Raw genomic sequence first — 25764 nt, 5'->3', positions numbered from 1 at the left:
AGTCATGAAACTGACGATTGCGGGCAGGTTGTGGTTGATGGTCGGCGTGGCCGTGCTGGCCTTGCTGGTGGTGGGCCTGAACGGGGTGCGGGTGGCGTCGCAGCTGAGTGCAGCGCTCGACGATGTGAACGACAACATCCTGCCAAGCTATTCGGTGTTGCAGGAGGCAACCAACGCGACCCTGCGGCTGCGTTTGCGGACCTTGCAGCACATCATCGCGCCTGATCAGCAGAAGCGCGACGAAATGGGCAAGCTCGTTGACCAGTCGCTTGCCGAGGTCGACAAACAGCTCAAGGCCTACGAAAAGCTGATCTCCGACGCGACCGACAAGCAGTTGCTGGCGGCCGATGCAGAAGCTTTCGCCGGGTATGCGACGGCGGTGAAAGAGGTCGTTGCCGTGTCGAACAAGGGCGATGCTGCGGCTGCGACGAATCTTGCGCTCACGTCGGCCCGCGATGCGGGCAACAAGCTCGTGGCGGCGCTCGCCAAGCATGTCGACTACAACACCAAGCTCGCGGCTGACGGGCGTGCCGCTGCTGCCTCGATGCAGAAGACCGGGCTCGCGATTGCGTGGGGGCTTGCGATCGGTTGCAGCATCATCGTGGCGCTGCTGGGTGCGGCGCTGGTTCGCCGGATCGGCCGCGCCTTGTCCGGCGTCGAGCACACCGTGACGCAGATCGACCGCGACCTCGACTTTACGCTGCGTGTTCCGGGCGCTGGCCAAGACGAGGTGGGGCGCACCGCGGTGGCGGTGAATCGTCTGCTTGAGAAGCTGCAATCGAGCCTCGCTTCGATCAGCCAATCGGCGTCGGCGGTTGCGAGTTCGGCGAGCGAGATGGCAATCACCTCCGACCAGGTGGCTACCGCCGCTGCGGCGGAGAGCGAATCCGCTGCGAGCATGGCTGCCGCGGTAGAAGAACTCACCGTCAGCATCAACCACGTTGGCGAACGCGCTGGGGATGCGAGCGCGCATTCGGCTGAATCGGGCCGGCTTGCGGCCGATGGGGTGCAGATCATCGCGCAGACGGTGGGTGACATCGACGAGATTGCCCGCAAGGTCGATGAGGCTGCCACGCGCATCAACACGCTGGAGAGCCAGAGCCACGACATCACGAAGATCGTGCTTGTGATCAAGGAAGTGGCCGACCAGACCAACTTGCTGGCACTCAACGCGGCGATCGAGGCCGCCCGCGCGGGCGAGCAGGGGCGCGGATTCGCGGTGGTGGCCGACGAGGTGAGAAAGCTCGCCGAGCGCACGGCGCAATCGACGCAGGAGATCACACGCACGGTTGATGCGATGCGCGAGGGGGCGCGCGAGGCCGCCGGTTCGATGGCGGGGGCGGTCGATACGGTGGCGGCGAGTGTCGAGCGGGCGCGTGTTGCCAGCGCCGCGATCGAACAAATCGGTACGTCGAGCGGCCAGGCGGTGGCAATGGTGCAGGAGATTTCGAGCGCGATTCGCGAGCAGAGCACGGCCAGCACCAGCATCGCGCAGTCGGTCGAGCGGGTCGCCCAGATGGCTGACGAGAGCGCCGCGGCGGCCGCGGGCAGTGCCGATACCGCACGTAACCTGGATACGATCGCACGTTCGATGCAGGAGACGGTGGCGCGCTACCGCGTCTGAACCATGGAGGCCGACGCATGAAGCTCTACACCTACTTTCGTTCGTCGGCCGCCTATCGCGTCCGTATTGCCCTGAACCTGAAAGGCATCGTGGCGGAGCAGCTGCCGGTGCATCTCGTGCGCAACGGCGGCGAGCAGAAGCTGCCGGCCTATCGCGCTTTGAATCCGCAGGGGCTGGTGCCGGCGCTTGAAGACGAGGGGGCGCTGCTTACGCAGTCGCTCGCGATCATGGAATACCTTGAGGAAACGCACCCGACGCCCGCGCTCTTGCCGGCCGATGCGGTGGGCCGTGCGCGGGTGCGCGCGATCGCCCAGAGCATTGCGTGCGAGATACATCCGCTCAACAACCTGCGCGTGCTCGGTTACCTCGGCGGCGAGCTCGGTTTGAGCGACGAGCAGAAGCGCACTTGGTATCAGCATTGGGTTTGCCTTGGCTTCGAAGCGCTGGAACAGCAGCTTGCCCGCGACGCTGCGACGGGCCGTTTCTGCCACGGCGACACGCCCACGTTCGCCGACTGCTGCCTCGTGCCGCAAGTCTTCAACGCACGCCGCTTTGACATCGATCTTTCGCCCTATCCGACGCTGCAACGGATCGACGCCCACTGCGCCACGCTGGAAGCCTTTGCCGCGGCGGCGCCCGCCCGGCAAGCCGATGCGGCCTGACGCGGCGCAGCGCTCAAGCAATCCTGCTCGCCAGCCGTAACTGAGGCATCGCCCGCGTTTTTGCGGGAATGTACGGAGACGATGCATGAGCGCTGCGGTGCGCCGCGTGCTGCCTTGGGGGGTCGGGACGCTGGGCGCACTGCTGCTGGCGTTCGTGTGGTTTTCCTTCGCCCAACAGCAAGCCCTGCTGACGCAGCGATCACTCGAAGCCGAGGCGGAGTCGCTCGCGCGTGCCGGCGAAACGGTGATGAACGACCGGATTCGCTCGCTCGCCCGCATGGGGCTGCGTTGGGAGGCCGGCGACGGTACGCCGGAGGCGCTCTGGCGCCGCGATGCCCGCGCCTATGTCGATGACCTGCCTGGTACAGCCGCCGTAGAGTGGGCCGACGAAAGCGGCGCGATTCGCTGGATCGAGCCGCTCGCGGGCAACGAAAAGGTCCTCGGCCAGAACCTCAACCGCAGCGGTGTCCGCCGCGAGCGGCTGGCGCGCGCCCATGAAACCGGCAAGGCCGTGGCGACGCCGGTATTCGAGCTTGCGCAGGGCGGGCGAGGGTTCCTGGTGTTCGTGCCGGTGCAGCGCCGGGGCAAACACGATGGCACCCTCGTGATGGTCTTCCGCGTCGAGGCGTTTGCCCCCTTCCTGTTTCCGGACCACGCCCGCGAGCAACTTGGCCTGGTGCTTCAGGAAGGCGCGCAGCCGGTTGCCAGCGTGGGGCTCCAGTTACCGCCGGAACGCATTGCCGCGCGCGCGTATGCGCCCATCCGCTTTGCCGGCGGTGAATGGCGGCTCGAGGTGCAGGCGCCGCGCGGCTACGGCGCCGCAATCCTTGGTGGAACGAGCGAAATCGTCATCGCGGCCGGCGCGCTGATCGTGCTGCTGCTGGCCTTGCTGACCCGGCTGATGCTGCGCATGGGCGACAAGAATCGGGCGCTCGCAAGCGCCAATCATTCGATGGAGCAAAGCCTGGCTGAACAGTCGCGGGTGTCGGCCGAGCTGGCGTTCCGGCAGTTTGCGCTCGACCAGTCCGCGATCGTGGCGATTACCGATGCGGCGGGTGTGATCGAGTCGGTGAACGAGCGCTTCTGCCAGATCAGCGGTTACACGCGCGAAGAGTTGATTGGTGCCAACCACCGCCTGATCAATTCCGGCTACCACCCGCCCGAATTCTTCGCCGCGCTCTGGGCCACGGTTTCATCCGGCCGGGTCTGGCACGGCACGATCCGCAACCGCGCCAAGGACGGTTCGTTCTACTGGGTGGATGCCACCATCACGCCGCAGCTGGACCCGAGCGGCAAGCCGCGCCGCTACATTGCCGTGCGCTTCGACATCACGCGTCAGAAGCAGGCCGAAGAGGCGCTCCGCGCAACCACCACCCTGCAGAGTGCGATTCTCGACAGTGCCGGCTCGGCGATCATGGCGACCGATGCCGATGGACTGGTCACCCGCTTCAACCCGACCGCCGAGAAGATGCTCGGCTACCGGGCGGATGAAGTCGTCGGGCAGCAAACACCGGCGCTGTGGCACCTGCCGGAAGAAGTCGTCGCGCGCGCCGCTCAGCTGACCGAGCAACTGGGTGAGCCCGTCGAGGCGGGGTTCGAGACCTTCGTTGCGCTGTCGCGACGCGGTCTGCCCAACGAGTTCGAGTGGACCTTTGTCCGGCGCGACGGGGGGCATGTGCCAGTGCTGCTGGCGGTGACTGCGCTGCGCGAACGGGGCGGGCAGATCACCGGCTGGCTTGGTGTGGCACTTGATCTTACGCAGCGCCGGCAAACCGAAGCCGCGCTGCGCGAGGCCAATGCCCTCATGGCGGCGGCGGGCCGAATCGCGCGAATCGGCAGCTGGGAGGTCGATCTGCGGTCTGGCGCAGTGAGGCTCTCGGATGTCTGCTACGAAATCTTCGGTCTGCCGCAAGGCGCCACCGTGACGATGCCTGAGTTGCTCAACATGTACGTCGAATCGGCGCGACCCCAGATCGCAGCGGCGATCGAGCACGCGATTGCCGACGGCCAACCGTGGGAGCTTGAAGTGATCCTCAACGCGGCCGATGGCCGCAGCCGCTGGGTCCGGGCGCGTGGCGAACCGGTCTCCGATGCCGATGGCTCGGTGCGGCTGCGCGGCGTGCTGCAGGATATCGACGAGGAACGGCGCGCACAGAATGCGCTGCGTGATCGCGAGGCGATGCTCAAGGCGATCATTGAAAACGTCCCCGGCGGCGTATCGCTGATCGATTCCAACCTTGAACTTGTCGCCTGCAACGAACTGTTCAAGCGACTGCTCGGTTTCCCGGCCGAGATGTTCGCGCAGGCCATGCCTTCGCTCGAAACGATCTTCCGTTTCAACGCGGAGCGTGGCGAGTACGGTCCGGGCGATGTGAATACGCAGGTCAGCGAGCGGCTTGAATTGACGCGCATGATGAGAGCGCACCGGTTCGAGCGCGTGCGCCCGGATGGCACGGTGCTCGAAATCTCGGGCACGCCCTTGCCGTCCGGCGGTTTCGTCACCTTCTATCTCGATATCACCGAGCGCCGGCGGCAGGAGCAGGAGCTCCTGCGTCACCGCGATCACTTGCAGGATCTCGTTGCCGAGCAAACGGCCGATCTGCTGGCGGCCAAGCGCAGCGCAGAAGCAGCCAACGCCGCAAAGTCGGAATTCCTCGCCAACATGTCGCACGAGCTGCGCACGCCGATGCATGCGATTCTGTCCTTCGCGCGGCTGGGGCGTGACCGCGCACATAGCGCAACGCCCGAGAAGCTGGCGGCCTACTTCGAGCGCGTGTGCGTATCGGCGGATCGGCTGATGATGTTGATCAACGACCTGCTCGACCTTTCCAAGCTCGAGGCAGGGCGCATGGTGCTCGACTGGGCCGTCGTGGACCTCGCCGGTGTGGCACGCGAGGTGGCGCATGATCTGGAACCGCTGGCGCACGCGCGGCAGCTGACAGTCGAGATCGAGGTGCTGACGGAGGACACACGCGCCGCGTCCGATGCCCTGCGCGTATCCCAGGTCTTGCGCAACCTGCTTTCCAACGCGATCAAGTTCACACCGATTGGTCAGCGCGTGCATGTGACGCTGCGCGACGCGCTGCTCGCGCGGGGTGGCGAGGATGTCCCGGCCGTCGAGATCCTGGTCGAAGACGAAGGGGTTGGCATCCCTGAAGCAGAACTCGACGCGGTATTCGACAAGTTCGTGCAGAGCAGCAAGACCCGCACCGGTGCCGGCGGCACCGGGCTTGGCCTGTCGATCTGCCGCGAGATCATGCATGCCCATCGCGGCAGCATCCGCGCCTACAACCGGGCGGGCGGCGGCACTGCGTTCGAAGTGCGCTTTGCCCGCACCGCAGTCATGCGCGCCGACGGGGCTGCAGTTGAAGGGGAGGTCATGGGCGGCTGGCTGTAACCTGGGTGACCGAGCACGTCGCCGTACGGAACAGTAGGGGGAGTTGAGGCTGAATCGACTAAACTCGCGGGCTTCCCGCTTTGCTGGCGGACTATCCTGAATTCCATGCTGCGTGTCGGACTCCTACTCCTGCCGGGTTACCCGCTTGCCGAGCCTGCGCTGGTTCGCAGCCTGCTGGCCGACAGCGACGCTGCCGGCGGTGCGCCGCTCGCCACGCTCACGCTGTGCGCGACCGATGCGGTCATGCCGCGCGAGGGCGGCGACCTTGTTCGCGGCGACTTGAACCTGTCCGATGCGCCTGCCTGCGATCTGCTGATCGTGTTTGGCGGCGAACCGGTGTCGCGCGGTGGCGACGGCGCTCGCGCACCGCTGGTGCAGGCCCTGACCGGGGCCGGCGAAGTGATGGTCGTCGGCAACGCCCACTACGGGTTGGCTCGCCACGGCCTGCTGGCCGGGCTGACGCTCGCCTTGCCCTGGCATGGTGCGCAGCGCTACCTCACGATGAACCCCGATCACCGCTATACCGACCGCCTGTTCGCGCGAACCGGCAAGTGGTGGAGTGTCGCGGGCGGACTCGCGCTGGCTGACGCGATTCTTGCCTGGATCGCCGAACGCAGCGGAAACGAAGTGGCCAACGCACTCGCTGCGCGCTGGATGTTGCCGCGCGGTCGCGCGAGCGAAGAGCGCCAGCCGGTGCCGCTTGGCGCGGGCGCCGGCCCGGCGGTGGACCCGAAGGTTGCCCGTACGGTTGCGCTGATGGAAGCCAATCTCGAAGAGCCGCTCACGACAGACCAGATCGCCGAACGCATCGGCGTGTCGCGCCGCCAGCTCGAACGCCTGTTCAAGCGACACCTCGAAGCCGTGCCCTCACAGTACTACCTGGAGCTGCGCCTGCAGCGGGCACGGCAGTTGCTGCGATCCACCCGCCAGTCGATCGTGCAGATCGGTCTGGCCTGCGGTTTTGCGTCGGGCCCGCACTTTTCCAGTGCCTACCGAAACCGTTTCGGGATGACCCCGCGCGAGGATCGCCTCAAGGGTGATACGGATCCTGCCCAGACAGGGGCCGCCGAGCGAGGCGAGGACTAGCGCACTACAGCCGGGTTTGGCGCGCGACCGCGCCACCCACACAAGGAAAACGCTGTCGCGTTCTTGTAAGGCGGTACTCGCGACGCTTCCTACAATCCCTCACGATCGAAGAGTAAGGACAGATGATGAACGCTGCATTCACCCGCGCCGATTTCGACCGCGTCATGGTGCCCAACTACGCCCCGCAGGCTTTCCTGCCGGTGCGTGGCGAAGGTTCCCGCGTGTGGGATCAGGACGGGCGTGACTACATCGATTTCGGCGGCGGCATTGCGGTCACCAGCTTGGGACATTGCCATCCGCGCTTGGTTGCAGCGCTGACCGAACAGGCCGGCAAGCTGTGGCATCTGTCCAACGTCTACACGAACGAACCCGCGCTGCGCCTGGGCGACCGCCTGGTGCGCCGTACCTTTGCGGATCGCGTCTTCTTCGCCAACTCGGGCGCCGAGGCCAACGAAGCGGCGCTGAAGCTCGCGCGCAAGGTGGCCATCGATCGTTTCGGGCCGGACAAGATCGACATCATCGCCTTCAACGGTTCGTTCCACGGCCGTACCTTCTTCACCGTGTCGTGTGGCGGGCAGGCGAAGTATTCGTCCGGCTTCGGGCCGAATCCGGCTGGCATCATCCATGTCGACTTCAATGATCTCGACGCGGTGCGCAAGGTCATCTCGAAGAACACTTGCGCGGTGATCGTCGAACCGATCATCGGCGAGGGCGGCATCATCCCGGCCACACCGGAGTTCCTGCAGGGCTTGCGCGACCTGACGCGCGAGAACGACGCACTGCTGATCTTCGACGAAGTGCAGTCCGGCGTTGGCCGCACCGGCAAGCTCTACGCCTACGAACTCTACGGTATCGAGCCGGACATCCTGACCACCGCCAAGGGTATCGGTGGCGGCTTCCCGATCGGCGCGATGCTGACCAAGGACGAGTGGGCCAAGCACTTCCAGGTCGGCACCCATGGCACCACCTACGGCGGTAACCCGCTCGCCTGCGCGGTGGCCGACGCGGTGCTCGAACTGGTCGATACGCCGGAAGTGCTGAGCGGTGTGAGCGCCAAGGCAGACCGCATTGCCAAGCGGCTGCAAGAGATCGGCGAACGCAGTGGTGCCTTTGCCGAGCTGCGCTACCGTGGCCTGTGGTTCGGCTGGGAGCTGAAGCCGGAATACGCCGGTCGCGCCAAGGATGTGCTGGCTGCCGCGACGCGCGAGGGTGTGATGGTCCTCATGGCAGGGCCGGACATCGTGCGCATGGCGCCATCGCTGGTGATTTCCGATGCCGAAATCGACGAGGGCCTCGCGCGCCTCGAGCGCGCGGTAACTGCAGCTTTCGCTGCCTGAGGCCTGAATGGACCGACTTGTTCTGCGGCCTGCCGCGTACTCCGACCTGCCTGCGGTCGAACGAATCGCTGGCGCGAGCCCGGTGGGCGTCACTTCGCTGCCGCGCAGCCGTGACAAGCTGTTCGACAAGATCGCCTCGTCGCAGGCGTCGCTCGCGGCTGATGTGTCGGGCTGCGGCGAGGAAAGCTACTTCTTCGTGCTCGAACGCGAGCACGATCGCGAAGTGGTCGGCACGGCGGCAATCGTTGCGTCGGCGGGTTTCTCGGAGCCGTTCTACAACTACCGCAACGAAACGGTGACGCATGCCAGTCGCGAACTGGGCGTGCATCACCGGGTGCATGTGCTGACGCTGTGCCACGACCTCACCGGCGCCACCTTGCTGACGTCGTTCGTGCTGGATCCGGCGTACAAGCACGGCGACTATCCGGATCTGTTGTCGCGTGCGCGCATGCTGTTCATTGCGGCGCACCGCCAGCGTTTCGCCGACCATGTCGTGTCTGAAATGCTTGGCCTGTGTGACGACGACGGTCATGCGCCGTTCTGGGATTCGGTCGGGCGTCACTTTTTCGGTATCGACTACCCGCTCGCCGAGTTCTACTGCGGCGTGAAGGGTCGCTCGTTCATCGCGGAGCTGTTGCCGCAGCACCCGATTTATGTGCCGCTGCTGCCGCGCGAGGCGCAGGAAGCGATCGGGCAGATTCATCCCTTCTCGCGTTTGCCGTGCGAGATCCTGCTGCGAGAGGGCTTCGAAACCGAACGCTACGTGGACATCTTCGACGCCGGCGCCGTGGTGCAGGCGCGGACCGAAGAGATCCGTACCGTCGCCACGCATGCGCGCGCCACGGTCGTCGGTCATCCGCCGGGTGCCGATGGCACCCGTTACCTGGTCGCCAATCTCGACCTTCCGGGCTTCCGCGCGATCCTCACCGACGCTGCCTTCGACTCCGAGCGGGGCGAGGTGTGGCTGGCCGAGGCCGATCTGAAGTCGCTCAACGTGACCGCCGGCGGCAGCGTCGTGCTCGCGCCGCTCTGACAAGACAACTCATCATGCGACTTCGTCCCATCGCCCACGGTGATCACGCTGCGCTGATCGATCTCGCGCGTGGCGCCGGCATCGGCGTAACCACCCTGCAGCCGAACGAGGAGCGCCTCGGTCGCCGGATCGAGATCTCGGTCGACTCGTTCAGCGGCCGCCTCGAAAAGGCCCAGGCCAACTACCTCTTCGTGCTGGAGGACGTGCTTTCGGGCCATCTCGTCGGTACCAGCGGCATCGCGGCCGCGGTCGGCTTGGATGAGCCCTGGTACAACTATCGCGTTGGCACTGCGGTGTATTGCTCGCGCGAAATCGGCGTGTATCGGCAACTGCAGACGCTGTTCCTGACCAACGATCTGACCGGTACGACCGAGCTCTGCTCGCTCTTCCTGCATCCGGAACATCGCCATGGCGGCAATGGTGGCCTGCTCTCGAAGGCCCGCCTGTTGTACCTCGCGGAATTCCCCGAGCGGTTCTCGGCCAAGGTGATTGCCGAGTTGCGCGGCGTGTCGGACGAGCAGGGGCGCTCACCCTTCTGGGATAGCCTGGGTCGCCATTTCTTCCGCATGGACTTCTCGCGCGCCGACTACCTCTCGGGCGTTGGCAACAAGAGCTTCATCGCGGAGCTGATGCCGCAGCATCCGGTCTACACCGCCTTCCTGTCCGAAGCCGCACGCCAGGCGATCGGCGAGGTGCACAGTTCGACGCGCCCGGCGCGCGCCATGCTCGAAGCCGAGGGTTTCAACTACCAGGGCTACGTCGATATTTTCGATGCTGGCCCGGCCGTTGAATGTGCGCTCGAAGCCATTCGTGCCGTGCGTGACAGCGTGGTGTGCGAATCGGTGGCGGGCGAACAGGTCGAGGGTTCGCTCTGCCTGGTATCCAACCGTCGGCTGCAGGAATTCCGCGTCGTGCTGGCGCGCGGCGGTGTTGACGATTCGGGCCGCTTCGCGCTCGATGCCGCGCAACTCGATGCGCTTGAAATCTCTGCGGGCGATAGCGTCCGGATCGCGCCGCTGCAACCGATTCGCTGAGGTTCCAACATGCAGGATCATCTGATCGGCCCCGGCTGGGTACGTGGGGGAGGCGCGCCGTTGCAGAGCCGCAACCCGGTTTCGGGTGAGCTTGTTTGGGATGGATGCGCGGCCGACGCGGATCAGGTTGATGCCGCCGTGCTCGCCGCGCGGTCCGCGTTTGCCGCGTGGCGCGATCTGGGTTTCGACGCGCGCCTGGCCATCGTGCGCCGCTTCGGCGAATGCCTTGCGGCCAACGCCGCCGAACTGGCTGCGGTGATCGGCCGCGAGACCGGCAAACCGCGCTGGGAAGCGGCGACCGAAGTGCAGACGATGATCGGCAAGATCGACATCTCGGTACGCGCGTATCAGGAGCGAACCGGTTCTCGCGAGAGCGAGTCGGCCGGCACCCGGGCCGTCCTGCGCCATCGCCCGCATGGCGTGGTTGCAGTCTTCGGCCCCTACAACTTTCCGGGTCATCTGCCGAACGGCCACATCGTGCCGGCGTTGCTGGCCGGCAATACGGTGGTCTTCAAGCCTTCCGAACTGGCGCCGGCGGTGGCGCAGCGCACGGCCACGCTGTGGCGGGAGGCTGGCCTGCCCGACGGGGTGATCAATTTGCTGCAGGGCGGCCGCGACACCGGTGTTGCGCTCGCTGCGCATCCTCAGCTCGACGGGCTGTTCTTCACCGGTAGCCATGCAACCGGTGCGGCCCTGCATCGCCAGTTCGCGGGCCAGCCAGAAAAGATTCTCGCGCTCGAAATGGGCGGCAATAACCCGCTGGTCGTGCAGGATGTGGCCGACCTCGACGCTGCGATCTTCACCATCGTTCAGTCCGCGTTCATTTCGGCAGGGCAGCGCTGCACCTGTGCGCGCCGTTTGCTGGTGCCGCAGGGCGAGTGGGGCGATGCGCTGCTGGCGCGCCTGGTGCGCGTGGCGGCTGCCTTGCGGGCCGGCGCCTGGGACGCAGAGCCCGCGCCCTTCATGGGGGCCGTGATTACGCCTGCCGCGGCCGAACGCCTGCTTGCTGCGCAGGCTTCGCTTGTCGTGCAAGGTGCGGTGCCGCTGCTGGCAATGCGCAGCCTTACCGCAGGCAGCGGCTTGCTGTCGCCCGGCATTCTGGACGTGACGCCGATTGCCGCGCTGGCTGATGAAGAGCATTTCGGCCCGTTGCTGATGGTGCAGCGCTATCGCGATTTCGACGAAGCCATGCGGCTTGCCAACGCCACGCGCTTCGGACTGGCAGCTGGTCTGATCTCCGACGACGCCGGCCTGTTCGAGCGCTTCTGGCGCGACGCGCGCGCAGGCATCGTCAACTGGAACAAACCGCTCACCGGGGCATCCAGCGCGGCGCCGTTCGGGGGCGTTGGCCATTCGGGCAATCACCGGCCGAGCGCGTACTACGCCGCCGACTATTGCGCCTATCCGGTGGCCGGCATGGAAACCGCGGCGCCGGAGCGACCCGCGCAGTTGCCGCCCGGCCTCGATCTGGTGGCCTGACCAGTGAATCCCGCGCCGTGATTCGGTCCGGCGTGGGGCGCTTCAATCCGATCCATGTTCGGCTGCGCGCCGCGCGGCACAGTTGCAATCAGGGGTGGTGATTTCCATGAAGGCGTTCGAAGCCAATTTCGATGGCCTGGTCGGGCCGACCCACAACTACGGCGGGCTTTCGTTCGGCAACGTTGCATCGCAGAACAACACCGGCGATGTGTCCAACCCGCGCGAGGCGGCGCTGCAGGGCCTGGCCAAAATGAAGGCGCTGGCCGATCGCGGATTCCGCCAGGGTGTGCTGCCGCCGCACGAGCGCCCGGATCTGGCAACGTTGCGCCGGCTCGGTTTCGCAGGGAGCGATGCCGACGTGCTGCAAGCGGTTGCGCGCACCGCCCCAGCCTTGCTGCCGCAAGTGAGCTCCGCCTCCTGCATGTGGACAGCGAATGCTGCGACGGTGAGCCCCTCGGCTGACACTGCGGACCGCCGCACTCATTTCACGCCGGCCAACCTCAACAACAAGTTCCATCGCGCGATCGAGCACCCGACCACCGGTCGCGTGCTGCGCGCAGTGTTTGCCGATGCGCGGCACTTTGCGCACCACCCGGCCTTGCCCGACTGCGCGCAGTTTGGCGACGAGGGCGCAGCCAATCACACCCGGCTGTGCGGCGAGTACGGTGAGCCCGGCGTCGAACTGTTCATCTATGGTCGCGCCGCCTTCGGCAACGAGCCCGCGCCCGTTCGTTACCCGGCACGCCATACGCGCGAGGCGTGCGAGGCGATCGCTCGGCTGCATGGCCTGGATGCCGCACGCACCGTGATTGCGTTGCAGAACCCCGCCGTGATTGACGCCGGCGTGTTCCATAACGACGTGATCGCGGTCGGCAACTGCAATGTGCTGTTCTTCCACGAACATGCGTTCCACGACAAGGCGCGCTTGCTGGCCGACGTTCAGCGTGGCCTTGGCGACGTGGCGCTGCAGGCGATCGAGGTTCCTAACGCTGCAGTGGGTGTGGCCGATGCGGTGTCGACCTACCTGTTCAACAGCCAGCTGTTGTCGCGCCCCGATGGCCGCATGCTGCTGGTGGTGCCGGACGAATGCCGCCGCAACGAGCGGGTGTGGGCATACCTCGAAGGTCTGCTTGCCGCGAATGGGCCGATTGCCGAAGTCGCGGTGTTCGATCTCAAGCAATCGATGAAGAATGGCGGCGGCCCCGCCTGCCTGCGCCTGCGCGTGGTGCTCAACGAATCGGAACACGCCGCCGTGACGCCCGGCGTGTGGATGAACGACGCCCTTTACTCGCGCTTGTCCGACTGGGTCGTGCGCCATTACCGCGATCGCCTGGCTGTGGCAGACCTCGCGGACCCGCAACTGCTGGCCGAGTGCCGAACCGCGCTGGACGAGCTGACGCGCATTCTCGGGATCGGCTCGGTCTACCCGTTCCAGCTTGCCTGACATGGACCTGCTTGCCGAGCTGCTCGCCAGCGACGACGCACAATTGCCCGCGCGTTTGCCCGGAGGGGCAACCGTAGAGCGCCTGGCGCCTGCTGTCTGGCAGGTGACGCCGGCGAACGCATGGCCCGGCAGGCCGTTAATTGTGTCGGCCGGCATCCATGGGGACGAAACAGCGCCGGTCGAAGTGCTGTGCGGCATCGTGTCTGCGCTGTGCGCCGGGGCGTTGGCGCCGCGGATACCGCTGCTGCTGGTGTTCGGCAACCTGCAGGCCTTGCGCGCCGCACGCCGCTATATCGATGATGATCTCAATCGGCTGTTTGGCGGCGCCACCGTGTCGGCGTCGTGTGAGGCGCCGCGCGCCGCAGCGCTGATTGCGGCCATCGACAGGTTCTGTGCGCGGAACCCTGCGGCCGTGCACCTCGATTTGCATAGCGCGATCCGGGATTCGCGCTATGCCTGCTTTGCGATCGCCCCGCGCGAGAGCGAAGGTCCGCTCGGGCATGAACCGCGCACGCTGCTTGCAGCCTGTGGCATTGAAGCAGTATTGCTGACTGGGGTAAAGGCGCCGACCTTCAGCGCGCGCAGCGCCAGGGTGCATGGCTGCGAGGCCTACACCTTCGAGCTTGGCCGCGTGCGGCGCCTGGGCGGTGGCGTATCCGGCGAGTTCGCGGCCGTCGATCGTGCGTTGCGCGCACTGATCGCGGCCGACCCGTTGCCGCCTAGCGAAACCGCACCGCATGTGTTTCGTGTCAGCCGCGAGCTGATCAAACAGAGCGATGCCTTTCAGATGATGCTGCCGCCTGATGCGGCCAACTTCACCGGCTTTGCCGCTGGCGCATTGATAGCCGAAGACGGCTCGCAGCAATGGCACGCCGAACCCGGCGAGCTGATCGTGTTCCCCAACCCCGCCGTGAAACCCGGCCTGCGTGCCGGCCTCCTGATCATCGCCGACGCGACTTCAGACACCTGAATCTTTGCCGTAATAGGTAGGAGGTGCCGTTGCGTTTGCGCGCGGCACGGACCGACCGGAGCCCCCCGCAATGGAATTACTGTTCGCCGACGATGAGCCGCCGCTGCCTGGCAGCGATGTGCCTTCGCCATCGATACCGCCCTGGAAGATGCTGGTCGTCGATGACGACCCTGAGGTCATCGCGGTCACCCGGCTTGCGCTGACCGGTTTCGAGTTCCTTGGCCGGCGCGTGCAGATCCTGTCGGCACACAGCGGTGAGGCGGGGCGCGAGATTTTCGAGCGCGAACCGGATATCGCCGTCGCCCTGATCGACGTGGTGATGGAGACCGAAGACGCCGGCCTGCGGCTGGTGGAGTTCATTCGATCCGGTTGCGACAACCACACGACGCGCGTCTACCTGCGCACCGGCCAGCCGGGCCATGCGCCGGTGGATCGCGTGATCCGCGATTACGACATCGACGATTACAAGGAAAAGACCGAACTCACGGCACAGAAGCTGCGCACGCTGCTGTACTCCGGTCTGCGCGCCTATCGCGACATCACTGCACTCCAGCGCCAGCGCGATGGCATGCGGCGCGTGATTCTTGCGACGTCGGACATCCTGCGTACAGGCAGCCTGCGCGAATTTGCGTCTGCCGTGCTCGGCCAGCTGACCGAACTACTCGGCCTGCGGGATACCGCCATCTACTGCCTCGTCCTGCCGGCGCAGGCGGCAGGTGGCCGCTCGGCCCGCACGCTGGCGGCGAGTGGGTCTCTGGTGCAGTTCGCCGATCAGGGGGCGCTCGATTCGCTGCCACCGGCGATTGCGGCGCGCTTCCAGGAAGCCTTGACCCGAAAGGAAAGCCTCCACGGCGACAAGGATTACGTGCTGTACCACCGCAGCTTCAGCGGCCAAGAGAATTTGCTCTACGTCGAGCTGACTCATCCGATCGCGTCGCATGAGCGCGAGTTGCTTGAGCTCTACGCGATCAACGTGTCGCTGACCTTCGAGAACCTGTCGGTGATGGAGGAGATGCAGGCCACGCAAGGCGAGGTGGTAGGCATGCTTGGCGACGCGGTTGAGCAGCTCGGTACCTCGTCCGCAGCGCATGTGCAGCGTGTTGCCCGTGTCAGCCAGGCGCTCGCGCGCGCAGCCGGCGTCGATGAGGCCACGGCACGATTGATCCTGCTTGCCGCGCCGCTGCACGATGTTGGCAAGGTGGCGGTGGCTGACAGCATTCTGTTGAAGGCCGGTGCGCTGGATCCCGACGAATGGGCGGCGATGAAGGCGCATACAGAACTCGGCGCCGAGTTGCTTGCCCGCTCGCGCCGCGAAGTCATGCAGATCGCGGCCACGATCGCGCGCGGGCACCACGAGCACTGGGACGGCAGCGGCTACCCGTCCGGCCTTGCAGGTGATGCAATTCCGCTGGTTGCGCGTGTCGTGTCGCTGGCCGATGCCTTTGACTCGCTCGCAAGCGATCGCCCGTATCGCGTCCGCTGGTCCGACGAGCAGATCCGCACCTACTTGCAGGAACAGGCCGGCAAACGTTTCGACCCGCAGCTTGTGGCGCTGCTGCTGGGCGATTTTGCGCGTTATGTGGCTCTGCGCGCCGAGGTGCGGGAGGCCTGAGCGCCACTTGCCGCGCTGCTGGACGCGCACTGACGCGCGGTTCAGGATAGCGACGGGCGGCGCAGGGGCGCCTGCATCTGCAGCGTCGGCACTGCTGGCGTGGAGATCGGCACATGTGGCTCAGCGAGATCCGGATCGAGAACTTCCGCGTGATCGGGCGGGTGCGCATAGCCCTTAACGCAAGCACAGTCCTGATCGGCGAGAACGACGTCGGCAAGACGGCAATCCTTGATGCCCTTGCCGCGGTACTCGGGCCCTGGCCGGATGGCGCCCCGGTCTTCCGCGACAGCGACATTCACCAAACCCCTTCCCGCGAGGCGGCCCACCCGGCCGCAATCGCCATCGATCTGCAGTTTGCCGAGCGCGAACCCGGCGAGTGGGAGTCAGCCTCCTGCGCGCCACTGCGGGACGCGGCCGGCTGGGTGTCGCGCACCTGCCGCGGCTTTTCGCTGGGTTTGCGGGTTCACGCAGTGACACTGCGGCAACACTGGGTCGTGCGCTCGCCGCAAGGTGCCGAGCGGGCGGCGGATGCCGGATTGGTCAGTGCCGTGCGTCGCCTGTGTCCGCTGATCCAGGCCCGCAGCAGCCGCATGCTGGGGGTTGGGGCGGCGCTGGCGGCGCGCGCCAACGGATCGAACGAGCTGGACCGGCTTGCGCTGGCGGTCAGTCATTACTGGGCAGCGCTGGAGGCGGGCGCCTCGGCGGCGTCGGAACATGACCTCAACGCCGGCTATCAGGCAGCACGTCAGTTGCTGCTGCGCAGCGTGCCAGGCCTTGGCGTGGAGGAGGGGCCTTCGCGCGAACATCTGGCCGCGGTGATCGGGGATTTGCCCCCGGGCGAGGCGCCGATGCGTAGCGTGCCAGTGGCCGGTACCGCATCACGCAAGATTGCCATGCTGCTGATCGCGGCGGCGCTGGTGCGCGAGGGCGCCGGTACCTTCGCGCCGGATTCCCGCCCCTTGCTGGTGATCGAAGACCCGGAAGCCCATCTGCACCCGATGACGCTCGCTGCGCTATGGAGCCTGCTTGAACCGATCCGCCTGCAGAAAGTCGTGACGACCCAGTCGGGCGAGCTGCTTGCGGCGGCCCCGCTGGGCGCACAGCGGCGCCTTGTGCGACACGGAGGCGAGGTCGGTGCCTTCCAGGTCGACACCAGCCGCTTCAAGCCGGAAGAGCTGCGCAAGTTCGGCTACCACTTGCGGGTGCGCAACGGGGTGGCCAGTTTCGCGCGCTGCTGGTTGCTCGTCGAAGGCGAAACCGAGTTCTGGGTGTTATCGGAACTGGCGCGCTTCTTGGGCTACGACTTCGCGCAAGAGGGCATCGCCTGTGTCGAATTCGCGCAATGCGGCCTCGACCCGTTGATCAAGATGGCGCAGGCGCTTCGTATTCAGTGGCATGTGCTCGCTGATGGCGACCGCTCCGGGTTGGCCTACGGCGAAGCGGCGCGCCGCCACCTCGGCAGCGATCCGCTCGCCGAGCGGCTGACCTTGCTGCATGAGAAGGACATCGAGCACTGCTTCTGGAGCCACGGCTTTGACTCGGTTTACCGCCACGCCGCGGGCGCTCCGCCGACTGCGTCTGGCACACCGCACAAGGTGATTGATCGCGCGATCGGCCGGCACTCCAAGCCGGGCCTCGCCTTCGCGATTCTCGCGGAAGTTGCAATCCGCGGCCCCGCCAGCATTCCGCCGCCACTTGCGGGTGTCATCGCCACCTGCGTGCGACTTGCTCGCGAATCGCCGCGTCGCGCGCTGGTGGGCGAGCGCCATGCAGAGCCGGCACGTCATCCGAACAAAGCCGGCAAGCGGCATCTTCATCACCGGGGCCCCGAAGCCTGAGGATCTTTTGCGCCAACAGGGGTGTGGACACCTTGCGCTCGCCTAGACTTTGGCGTTGGTCTATCCGGTGTCTCAGCAATGTCGTGCCTGTTCCGCCTGCTGTGCTTGGTGTGCTGGTTGTGCCCCATGATTGCCGATGCGGCAGGTTTGGCATTTCGCCTTGAACGTTTGCCGCCGGACCTGGCTGCGTCAGAAGCAACGATACGTGCCGGCAAGCTCGACGATCGCTTTGCCTTGGCCGATACCACCGCGTTGCGAGATCTCGATCGACCAACCTGGTTCCGCGTTGTGCCAATGCAGGATTGGCCGACCGATGCGTCGCCAGCGCTCGTTGTTCGACAGACGCGCTTTCAGGTGCTGACGGTCTTTCCTGGCGACGGTTCCGCCGCCACTAAGCTGGGGGCACTGCGAGCTGATTACCCCGCGCACCTGACGCGCGGTCTGATGATCTTTCCTCTCGTGGCTCCGCGCGTGGGTGTGCCGATCTACTTGCTGGCGGAGCCTGGCGGCGAGCCGACCCAGATGCGCCCGGTCCTTTCGATCGAGACGCGTGACGCAGCCGAGGCCGCATCGCTGACCCATGTGCGGCTGGCGATCGGTACCTTCGGTGCCTTGCTGACGCTTGCGCTGTGTGGTGTTTGTGTGTGGCTGATGCTGCGCGAATCCCTCTTCCTGCTGTTCTCGTCGGTGGTCGCATGCCAGGGCTTCTACGTTGCAATGGTCTTTGGCGAAGGTCTGTCGCTGCCTGGCATGGATGCATTGCTGCCGATTGGTGGCCGGCTCGTCAATCTGTTCGCAGGGCTCGGTGCGCTCTGCGCATCGATGTTCGCGCGCCGGATGGTGGATATCGGGCGCATCGCGCCAAGGCTTGATCGCAGCTTCGCCGCGCTGCAGTGGGCTTACGTCCTGTTGTTGATCGCCGTGCCACTGGTGCCACCTTCGGGCATGGTCGTGCTGGTGGCGCTGGGTAACCTGACGGTCATGGCCGGGACTGCGATGGTGTTGGCGGCGGGCTTCCTCGGCTGGCGTAGCGGCAGTCGTGCGGCGGCCTTCTTCCTGCTCGCCTGGATGATGATGCAGGGCTTCACCTTTGCCCGCACAGCAAGCTTCCTGCTGGGTACCGAGACGGGGCCGCTGCTGTACTACGGGTTCCCGCTCTCAATGGTGGTGGCTGGCGTGATGCTCGCGTTGGGGCTAGCCGACCGCGTTCGCGAGATGCGGCACGCCTTGCGTGAAGCGCAGCGACGAGCCCAGATCGACGCGCTGACCGGCGCATTGAACCGGCGTTCGATTCTCGAACGGCTTGACGCTGCCCGCATTGCGTTTCGCGAGACAGGCGAGCCCGTGTCGGTGCTGTTCATCGATCTGGACCATTTCAAGCGGATCAACGATACCCACGGACACCTGGCCGGTGACGCATGCCTGCGCGAAGCGTGCAAACGCGTTGGCAGCGTGCTGCGTCGTACGGATGCCCTGGGGCGATACGGTGGCGAGGAGTTCCTCGTCGTGCTGCAAGGCGCTGCTGCGCCCGTTGCCGGCACGATCGCCGAGCAGATCCGAGCTGCGGTGGCCGCTGAACCGGTCTGCGCGTGGCAGCAAACGATTGCGATGAGCTGCAGCGTCGGCGTTGCCAGCAGCAGCAGCGACGCATTGTCCGCCGAGGACCTGATTGCGCGGGCCGATGCGGCGCTCTATGCCGCAAAGCGCGACGGCCGCAATCGTGTCGCCTTGGCGCCGCTTTCCCCACTTGTTGCGCCACCAATGCTGGCTGCTGAAGGAGAGTCCCTTGCCTGACCCGATCGAACTAACTGCCGTTCGCCCCGGCGATGTGCTGCTTCACATGGGGCGCGGCGAAATCTCCAAACTGATCGCATGGGCGAGCGATTCAGGCTACAGCCACGCCGCATTGGTGTTTGACGTGCAGACGGTGGCTGAAGCAGTGTCGGTGGGGGTGCGCAAGACCGGGCTCGCCGACCGTGCAGTGGACAGCACGGATTTCTCCGTGATCGATGTGCTGCGCTTCGGTGGCCGCAATGCAAGTCTGGACCCGGCGGCGCTGAGCGCGCTGCAGGCGAAGGTCGACGGTTTCATTGGCGCGCCGTACCCGCTCGACGAGTTGTTCGAACTGGGCGTTGTGTGTGCGCTGCGCAGCAAGCTTGATTGGCCCGAGCCGGCGAAGTGGCTTCTGCGTGTCGCGCTGGATCATGTCATCCAAACGGATCCGGGGCGCATGGTGTGCAGCGAGTTCGTCTACCGCAGCTTTGCGGAAGCGGCCACGGTGCCTGCCGGGCGCCTGCGGCCGCAGATCGAGGTGGTCGACCAACCGCCTGTTCCGTTCCCGCATATCGACTGGCTCGCTTTGTTGAAGGAGTACGAAGAGGCGCGTCATCACTCGCCGAACCGGGCATTGCCACCGGCGCCCACGGCCGGCGAAGGGCAGGGGCTGCAGACGCGCGCAATGGCGCCCGCTGCAGGGAAGCGGGATGCCGACATTGCGGCGCAGGCCGAACGGATCCGCCACCTTCGGGCGCCGAGTGCAACGCGCGCGCTGACCAGCCGCGCGGCGATCGAGGATCCATGGCCCAATCCTGCGACGGTGACGCCGGGGGATTTGGCCAATAGCCCGAGTTTCGGCTGCGTGGGGCGATTGCTCCTGTCGGCTTGAGTCGTGCCTCTGGCGGGCGGACAATTCGGCATGCAGGCGCCCAGCGCTGAGGCTGGGGCGCGAGCCGGGGGGCAGTGCGATGGTCAGCGTACGGTTTTGCGGTGCAGTCGGTGAGGTGACTGGTTCGGGGTACTGGCTTGAGACCGAACAGGCGCGGGTGCTGGTCGATTTCGGCATGTTCCAGGGCGGACGTGACATCGAAGGCCGCAACCGCGTGATCGAGCCGGTGGAACCCAAGCGACTGGTCGCGGGCGTGCTGACGCATGCCCATGTCGACCACTCCGGCCGCCTGCCATTGCTCACTGCGCACGGCTCGCGGGCGCCGCTCTACGGCACGCCGGCCACGCTCGAACTGGCTGAGGTGCTGCTGCTTGACTCGGCCAAGATCGCCGAGGAAGACACCAGTCGCGCCAACCGCAAGCTGCGGCGTGCCGGGCGGCGCGAGCAAAGCCCGCTCTACACGGTGGACGACGTCGAGAGCCTGGTCCGCCGATTCGTTGCGTTGCCCTACGGCGAACAGCGGGAAATCGCGCCGGGCGTGGCGATCCGCTTCTTCGACGCCGGTCACATCCTTGGCTCATCCAGCGTTGAGATGCAGATCGCGCGGGAAGGCAAGCCGCCGCTGACGGTGGTGTTCTCCGGCGATCTTGGCACGCGCGATGCGCCGATTCTGCGTGACCCCGAAACGCCGCCGCGAGCCGATGTCGTGTTCCTCGAATCCACCTACGGCGACCGCAGCCGGCCGCCGCGTGCCGATACGCTGGCGAGCTTCCACGCACTATTGCGCCGGGCCGTGGCCGAGCACCGGCGCATGATCGTGCCGGCCTTCGCGGTAGGGCGCACCCAGGTACTGCTGTACGAGCTGGCGCACGCGTTCCGTGATGGCATCGTGCCGGCGTTCCCGGTGTTCCTCGACAGCCCGATGGCTGCGCGTGCCGGCGCGATCTACGCCCGCCACGGCGAACTGCATGATCTGGAGGCCAAACGGCTCGGACGTCGAGGCCAGTTGCCGGACACGCTGCGGGTCGTTGATTCGTCGGCCGAATCGCGCTTGCTGAATGTCAGCGGCGAGTTCTGCATGATCATGAGCGCGGCGGGCATGTGCGAAGGGGGCCGCGTGCTGCACCACCTGCGCCATAACCTGTGGCGCGAGGATGTCCTCGTGATCCTGCCCGGCTACATGGCGCCCGGCACCCTCGGCCGACAACTCGCTGAAGGCGCGCGCGAGGTCGAGATCTTCGGCGAGACGATCGCGGTGCGTGCTGAAGTGGTACAGCTCGAAGGCTTCTCTGCCCACGCTGACCGCGAAGGCCTGCTCGACTGGCTGGCCCCGCTGGCCGCCGGGCATCCGCGCGTGGTGCTGACGCACGGAGAGGACCCGGCGCGCGCCGGCTTGGCTGCGGCCGTCCATGCGCGCTATGGCATCACTGCGGAGACGCCGGTGGCCGGCGCGGTGTTGACGCTGGACTAGGCTTCACCCAGACGCGCGATCTCTTCCGATTCCACCGCGCCCGGCGCCGGCCCCTCGCCGAGCGCGCAGCGCAGCATTGCGCGCGCAACAGCCACGGTGCTGATGGGGCGATAGCGCCGTAGCGGCCCCAGCATCAAAGGCGCGACGGCGCGACCGAATACCAGCGCCACTCGTTCACCCGGGCGGGATTCGGCGCGATGGCCATCAAGCAGGGACGGCCGCATGCACCACAACGCAGGCAGGCGAAGGTTCGCGAGATCGCGCTCCGTCTCGCCCTTGGTTCGGTTGTAGAACACTTTGGACGCCGCATCGGCGCCAAGCGCCGATATCAGCAGGAAGTGCTGCGCCCCCATTTTTCTTGCGAGTAGGCCGAGTGCGAGCGGATAGTCGTGATCGACGGCGCGAAAGGCGGCCTGCGAGCCGGCTACGCGGATCGTTGTACCGAGACAACAGAAAACGTCGTCCGCCCGCAGGTCTGGCGTATCCGACGGCAGGGCAGAAAAATCGACGATCTGCTCGTGCAACTTCGCATGCTGCAAGCCGGTGGGGCGCCGCACCAGCGCGACCACGCGGCCATATTCGGGCGATGCGAGCAGCATTGCGAGCAGCTCGCGGCCAACCAGGCCCGTCGCTCCGGCGATCAGTGCAGTACGTGTTTGTGGTGTTGGCATCGGCAAGTGCTTGATACAAAACAATCCTGCATGTGGGTGCAGGCGATATATAATTGATAACGATTCGCGTTGGCGTTCTACTCCGAAACGCCGCCACGGCTGATCCACCCGATTCTGCAGGTAGCGTACATGACACATTGCACCAACGACACGGCCACGCTGGACCGTCAGGCCGCCTCGGCGGCAGACGGCGCCACACCAGGGGTCTTCGCCCTTGTTGGCAACCCGAACGTCGGCAAGTCGGTGGTGTTCCACCGGTTGACCGGCACTTATGTGAACGTGTCGAACTACCCGGGGACGACGGTCGATGTGTCACGCGCCTCGGCCCGTTTCGAACGTGGCGCCGAAGTGCTGGATACGCCCGGGGTCCTGGCCCTGCCGGCCCGCTCGGACGACGAGCACGCGACGATGCGCGCGTTGCTGCACGAAAATCTGCGTGCGCTGGTGCAGGTGGGTGACGCGAAGAACCTGCGCCGCACGCTGGCGCTGTCGCTCGTTTTTGCCGACCTGGGCTTGCCCTGGGTGTTGGCGCTCAACATGGCGGACGAGGCGCGGGCGCGCGGCGTTGGCGTCGATTTGCAGGGCCTCTCGAAAGCGATTGGCGCGCCGGTGATTGAAACGGTTGCCACCAGCGGCGAAGGCCTGCAGCGCCTGCCGGAAGCGCTCAAGCATGCGTACGCCAGCCAAGGGCCGGCGCATCGCTTCCGCTACCCGGATGCGGTGGAAGCGGTCGTGATGCAGGCGGCGGACTGGATCACCGCCCGGCTACCGAAGACCCCGCTGGCGCCACGTGGCCTCGCGGTGCTGTTCCTCGGCCGTGATGCCGAAGTCGAACGCTGGCTCGCCGCACATCTGGGGGCCGAGGCGCAACAGTTGATCGCTTTGCGCGAGGCCGCCGAATCGGCCAGTCCCGAACCCCTGTCCACCGCTTTGGCGCAGGCTCGCGCGGCGGAGGCTGATCGCCTTGCTGGCGCTTATCTGCGGAAGGAAGTGCCGAAAGCCAAGCTGCTCTCGACGCGGCTCGGGCGGCTTGCGGTGCATCGCATCTGGGGCTTGCCGATTCTGTTGCTGGTGCTGTTCGCGGTGTATGAGTTCGTGGGCGTGTTCGGCGCGAGCTTCCTGGTCGGTCTGACCGAGAAGAATCTGTTCGGTGAAATCCTGAACCCGGCGATGGAAGGTTTCGTTCGGGCGCATGTGCCGTGGCAATGGGTTGCCGACCTGATGGTCGGGCAGTACGGGCTGTGGACCATGGGCATGACTTACGCGCTCGCCTTGATCCTGCCGATCGTGACAACCTTCTTCCTGGCCTTCGGGGTGCTGGAAGATTCGGGTTACTTCTCGCGCCTGTCGGTGCTGGCGAACCGCGCGTTCTCGCTGATCGGCCTGAATGGCCGCGCGGTGCTGCCGATGGTGCTGGGGCTTGGCTGCGTGACGATGGCGACGCTTACGACGCGCATCCTGCACACCAAACGCGAGCGCGTGATCTCGACCTTCCTGCTCGCGCTGGCGATTCCGTGCTCGGCACAACTGGGCGTGGTGATGGGCATGCTGTCGGGCATTTCCTTCTCGGCCACGCTGATCTGGCTCAGCTCGGTCGTGCTGATTCTGCTGACCTCCGGCTGGCTCGCGGCGAAGCTGATCCCGGGCCGCCGCATTCCGCTGGTCACCGAGATGCCGCCGATGCGCTTGCCGGTGATCGGCAACGTGATGAAGAAGACCGCGGGCCGCCTGAAGTGGTATCTCGTTGAAGTGATCCCGCTCTTCCTGTTCGGCACGCTGCTGATGTTCGTGCTGGATCGCGTGGGCGCGCTGCCGTGGATCATCGAGAAGGGCGAGCCGCTGGTGACCGGCTGGCTCGGCTTGCCGAAGGAGGCGAGCGCGGCGTTCGTGATGGGCTTCCTGCGGCGCGACTTCGGCGCCACCGGCCTGTTCGCGCTTGGCCACCAGTTGTCGCCGCTGCAGACGGTGGTCGGCATGATCACGATCACCCTCTTCGTACCGTGCATTGCCAGCGTGATGATCGTCATCAAGGAGCAGGGCGGCAAGATCGCCGCCGCGATGCTGGGCCTGATCATGCCGACAGCCTTCCTGGTCGGCGGCATCTTCAACATGATCCTGAAGCACTTCTGGTAAGCCGCGATGAGCCCCAACGAAATGCGTCTAGCCGACGCCACCCCCGGTGCCACCGTCCGATTCCGTGGCTTCGATGCCACGCTGGATACCCTGCTGCAGGACCAGTTCCTCGCCTATGGCATTGCCGTCGGACAGGCGCTCAGCGTGTTGCAGCAACGTCCGCTGACGATCATTCAGTGCGACCACACCGAGCTGGCCGTAGAGTCGGTCGTCGCCCGCGCGATGGTGGTTGCGCCGGCCTGAGCCGGCGCAGGGGTCAAGGCGTTAGACGCCCAGCAGGCGGAGGTCCGGTGCGCCGGCCCGCATGGGCGGGCACCAGAAGTAGGCGCCGGTGAGAGGGCGGGTAAAGCGGAACAGGCCGTCGACGATGCCGTCCTCGGCGCCGCACATGCGCCTGAGCTGCGCCTCAAAAGCCGCAAACGAAGCGCCGAAGGCGACGAACTGCAAACCGCCGCGATCGCCCTCAATCCACGCCATCGAGCGCCGAAGCACGAAGGCCTCCGGTGAGAAGCTCTCCTGCGCGGTGCGCTTCACATGCGCGCAATCCGGTGCGTCGTCGAGTTCTTCATTCGATTCACGTTCCCGCCCGATCACGTTGTCCTGCATCGATTTCGGCATTGCTTCGAAGCGCTTGAAATCGTGCAGCCACTGCTGGACCGCGACGAAGGATGAGCCGGCGAGTGTCGGCACATCTTCCGCGACGATGGCAGCGGCGACAGCAGCGTCGCCTTGCGGGTTTTCGGTGCCATCCTCATAGCCGGTCAGATCACGCCCGCCACCGTGGACGAAAGCCTCCAGCGAATGTTCAAGCACGAAGGTGTCTGCCAGCAGGGCTGTGATGTGACGCTCGCGCTGCAGCAGTGCGGCCCGGTCTTCGCCGCGCAGCCAGAGCCAGAGTGCGGCGGGCGTGGCGGGGAGTTCGACACCCGCCGCAGAGAAGTTCGGGAATGTTGTCAGCCCTTCGATATGGCGGCCCAGGGCGTTCGCCAGAGTTGCGCCGATACCCAGCACACAACGCTCCCCGTCGACTTCGGCCGCCAGGCGACGCAGCGCGGCACGCGCGTCGGTGCCCTGCAGTAAGGAAAAACTCAGGTAACGGGCCGCTGGGGGCAGTGGGGCGAGGATTCCGCTCTGGGGGCCGCTCATGGGGCAATCTCCTGCATGGTTCACGAGGCGTGTGGAGGCGCAATGATCGCGCGTTGGCCCGGTATGTGCCAACCGGCGCACGGTTTGCATTTGATTCACATCGGGAAACATCCACGCATGGTCGGGTCACGGCGGCGGTGCCGTGCGCTGGTTAGGCTGAGC

Annotated in this window: 19 protein-coding genes; 17 read left to right on the top strand and 2 right to left on the bottom strand. The window is 66.1% G+C overall.

The genetic code is table 11. The features are described 5' to 3' along the window. Positions 1–4: 4 nt before the first annotated feature. The 15 genes from JY500_RS14390 (at position 5) to JY500_RS14320 (ending at position 21652) form a co-directional block, all read left to right on the top strand. Positions 5–1624 carry a methyl-accepting chemotaxis protein gene (locus JY500_RS14390; protein WP_206253479.1) on the top strand — a complete coding sequence of 540 codons (1620 nt, stop codon included), beginning with the start codon at positions 5–7 and terminating at the stop codon, positions 1622–1624. Positions 1625–1641: 17 nt separating this feature from the next. After that, positions 1642–2286 carry a maleylacetoacetate isomerase gene (gene maiA, locus JY500_RS14385; protein WP_206253472.1) on the top strand — a complete coding sequence of 215 codons (645 nt, stop codon included), beginning with the start codon at positions 1642–1644 and terminating at the stop codon, positions 2284–2286. Between the two features lie 85 nt (positions 2287–2371). Beyond that, positions 2372–5683, top strand: coding sequence for a PAS domain S-box protein (locus tag JY500_RS14380; protein WP_206253471.1), 3312 nt, complete (start codon positions 2372–2374; stop codon positions 5681–5683). A 105-nt stretch (positions 5684–5788) separates the two neighbouring features. Continuing rightward, positions 5789–6769 carry a GlxA family transcriptional regulator gene (locus tag JY500_RS14375; protein WP_172198138.1) on the top strand — a complete coding sequence of 327 codons (981 nt, stop codon included), beginning with the start codon at positions 5789–5791 and terminating at the stop codon, positions 6767–6769. A gap of 125 nt (positions 6770–6894) precedes the next feature. Further along, the gene (locus JY500_RS14370; protein WP_172200682.1) at positions 6895–8106 is read left to right on the top strand and encodes an aspartate aminotransferase family protein; all 1212 of its coding nucleotides are present in this window, start codon (positions 6895–6897) and stop codon (positions 8104–8106) included. Between the two features lie 7 nt (positions 8107–8113). After that, positions 8114–9139, top strand: coding sequence for an arginine N-succinyltransferase (locus JY500_RS14365; RefSeq protein ID WP_172198140.1), 1026 nt, complete (start codon positions 8114–8116; stop codon positions 9137–9139). A gap of 14 nt (positions 9140–9153) precedes the next feature. Beyond that, positions 9154–10173: an arginine N-succinyltransferase gene (gene astA / locus JY500_RS14360; RefSeq protein ID WP_172198142.1), complete on the top strand. Its 1020-nt coding sequence runs from the start codon at positions 9154–9156 to the stop codon at positions 10171–10173. Positions 10174–10182: 9 nt separating this feature from the next. Next, positions 10183–11652 carry a succinylglutamate-semialdehyde dehydrogenase gene (gene astD, locus JY500_RS14355; protein WP_206253469.1) on the top strand — a complete coding sequence of 490 codons (1470 nt, stop codon included), beginning with the start codon at positions 10183–10185 and terminating at the stop codon, positions 11650–11652. 106 nt (positions 11653–11758) lie between these two features. Continuing rightward, the gene (astB, locus tag JY500_RS14350) at positions 11759–13096 is read left to right on the top strand and encodes an N-succinylarginine dihydrolase (protein ID WP_206253468.1); all 1338 of its coding nucleotides are present in this window, start codon (positions 11759–11761) and stop codon (positions 13094–13096) included. 1 nt (position 13097) lies between these two features. Further along, positions 13098–14066, top strand: a complete 969-nt coding sequence (locus JY500_RS14345; RefSeq protein ID WP_206253466.1) for a succinylglutamate desuccinylase — start codon at positions 13098–13100, stop codon at positions 14064–14066. A 70-nt stretch (positions 14067–14136) separates the two neighbouring features. Further along, on the top strand, positions 14137–15678 hold the full coding sequence (locus JY500_RS14340) for a DUF3369 domain-containing protein (RefSeq protein ID WP_206253465.1): 1542 nt from the start codon (positions 14137–14139) through the stop codon (positions 15676–15678). Positions 15679–15791: 113 nt separating this feature from the next. Further along, complete coding sequence (locus JY500_RS14335) at positions 15792–17516, top strand: ATP-dependent nuclease (RefSeq protein ID WP_206253464.1); 1725 nt, start codon at positions 15792–15794, stop codon at positions 17514–17516. A 78-nt stretch (positions 17517–17594) separates the two neighbouring features. Continuing rightward, positions 17595–19310 carry a sensor domain-containing diguanylate cyclase gene (locus JY500_RS14330; RefSeq protein WP_206253462.1) on the top strand — a complete coding sequence of 572 codons (1716 nt, stop codon included), beginning with the start codon at positions 17595–17597 and terminating at the stop codon, positions 19308–19310. Next, the gene (locus tag JY500_RS14325; protein WP_206253461.1) at positions 19303–20181 is read left to right on the top strand and encodes a C40 family peptidase; all 879 of its coding nucleotides are present in this window, start codon (positions 19303–19305) and stop codon (positions 20179–20181) included. Before JY500_RS14330 ends, JY500_RS14325 begins: the two co-directional genes overlap by 8 nt. A 115-nt stretch (positions 20182–20296) precedes the next feature. Further along, positions 20297–21652 (top strand): MBL fold metallo-hydrolase RNA specificity domain-containing protein, encoded by a 1356-nt coding sequence (locus tag JY500_RS14320; protein WP_206253459.1) that lies wholly within the window; start codon positions 20297–20299, stop codon positions 21650–21652. Here the strand turns inward: JY500_RS14320 and JY500_RS14315 are convergent. After that, complete coding sequence (locus JY500_RS14315) at positions 21649–22323, bottom strand: oxidoreductase (RefSeq protein WP_206253458.1); 675 nt, start codon at positions 22321–22323, stop codon at positions 21649–21651. The genes JY500_RS14320 and JY500_RS14315 overlap by 4 nt on opposite strands. A 129-nt stretch (positions 22324–22452) precedes the next feature. Between JY500_RS14315 and feoB the strand changes: the two genes are divergently transcribed. Beyond that, complete coding sequence (gene feoB, locus JY500_RS14310; protein WP_206253456.1) at positions 22453–24456, top strand: ferrous iron transport protein B; 2004 nt, start codon at positions 22453–22455, stop codon at positions 24454–24456. 6 nt (positions 24457–24462) lie between these two features. Beyond that, positions 24463–24699, top strand: coding sequence for a FeoA family protein (locus tag JY500_RS14305; protein ID WP_206253454.1), 237 nt, complete (start codon positions 24463–24465; stop codon positions 24697–24699). Between the two features lie 21 nt (positions 24700–24720). Here the strand turns inward: JY500_RS14305 and JY500_RS14300 are convergent, their stop codons facing one another. After that, a complete protein-coding gene (locus JY500_RS14300) occupies positions 24721–25602 on the bottom strand; it encodes a Dyp-type peroxidase (RefSeq protein ID WP_206253452.1) in 882 nt (293 codons plus the stop codon). Positions 25603–25764: the final 162 nt, after the last annotated feature.

Origin of the sequence: Niveibacterium microcysteis (genome assembly GCF_017161445.1) — a bacterium.
GTDB classification, from domain to species: domain Bacteria; phylum Pseudomonadota; class Gammaproteobacteria; order Burkholderiales; family Rhodocyclaceae; genus Niveibacterium; species Niveibacterium microcysteis.
This window is presented reverse-complemented; position numbering and strand designations above follow the sequence as displayed.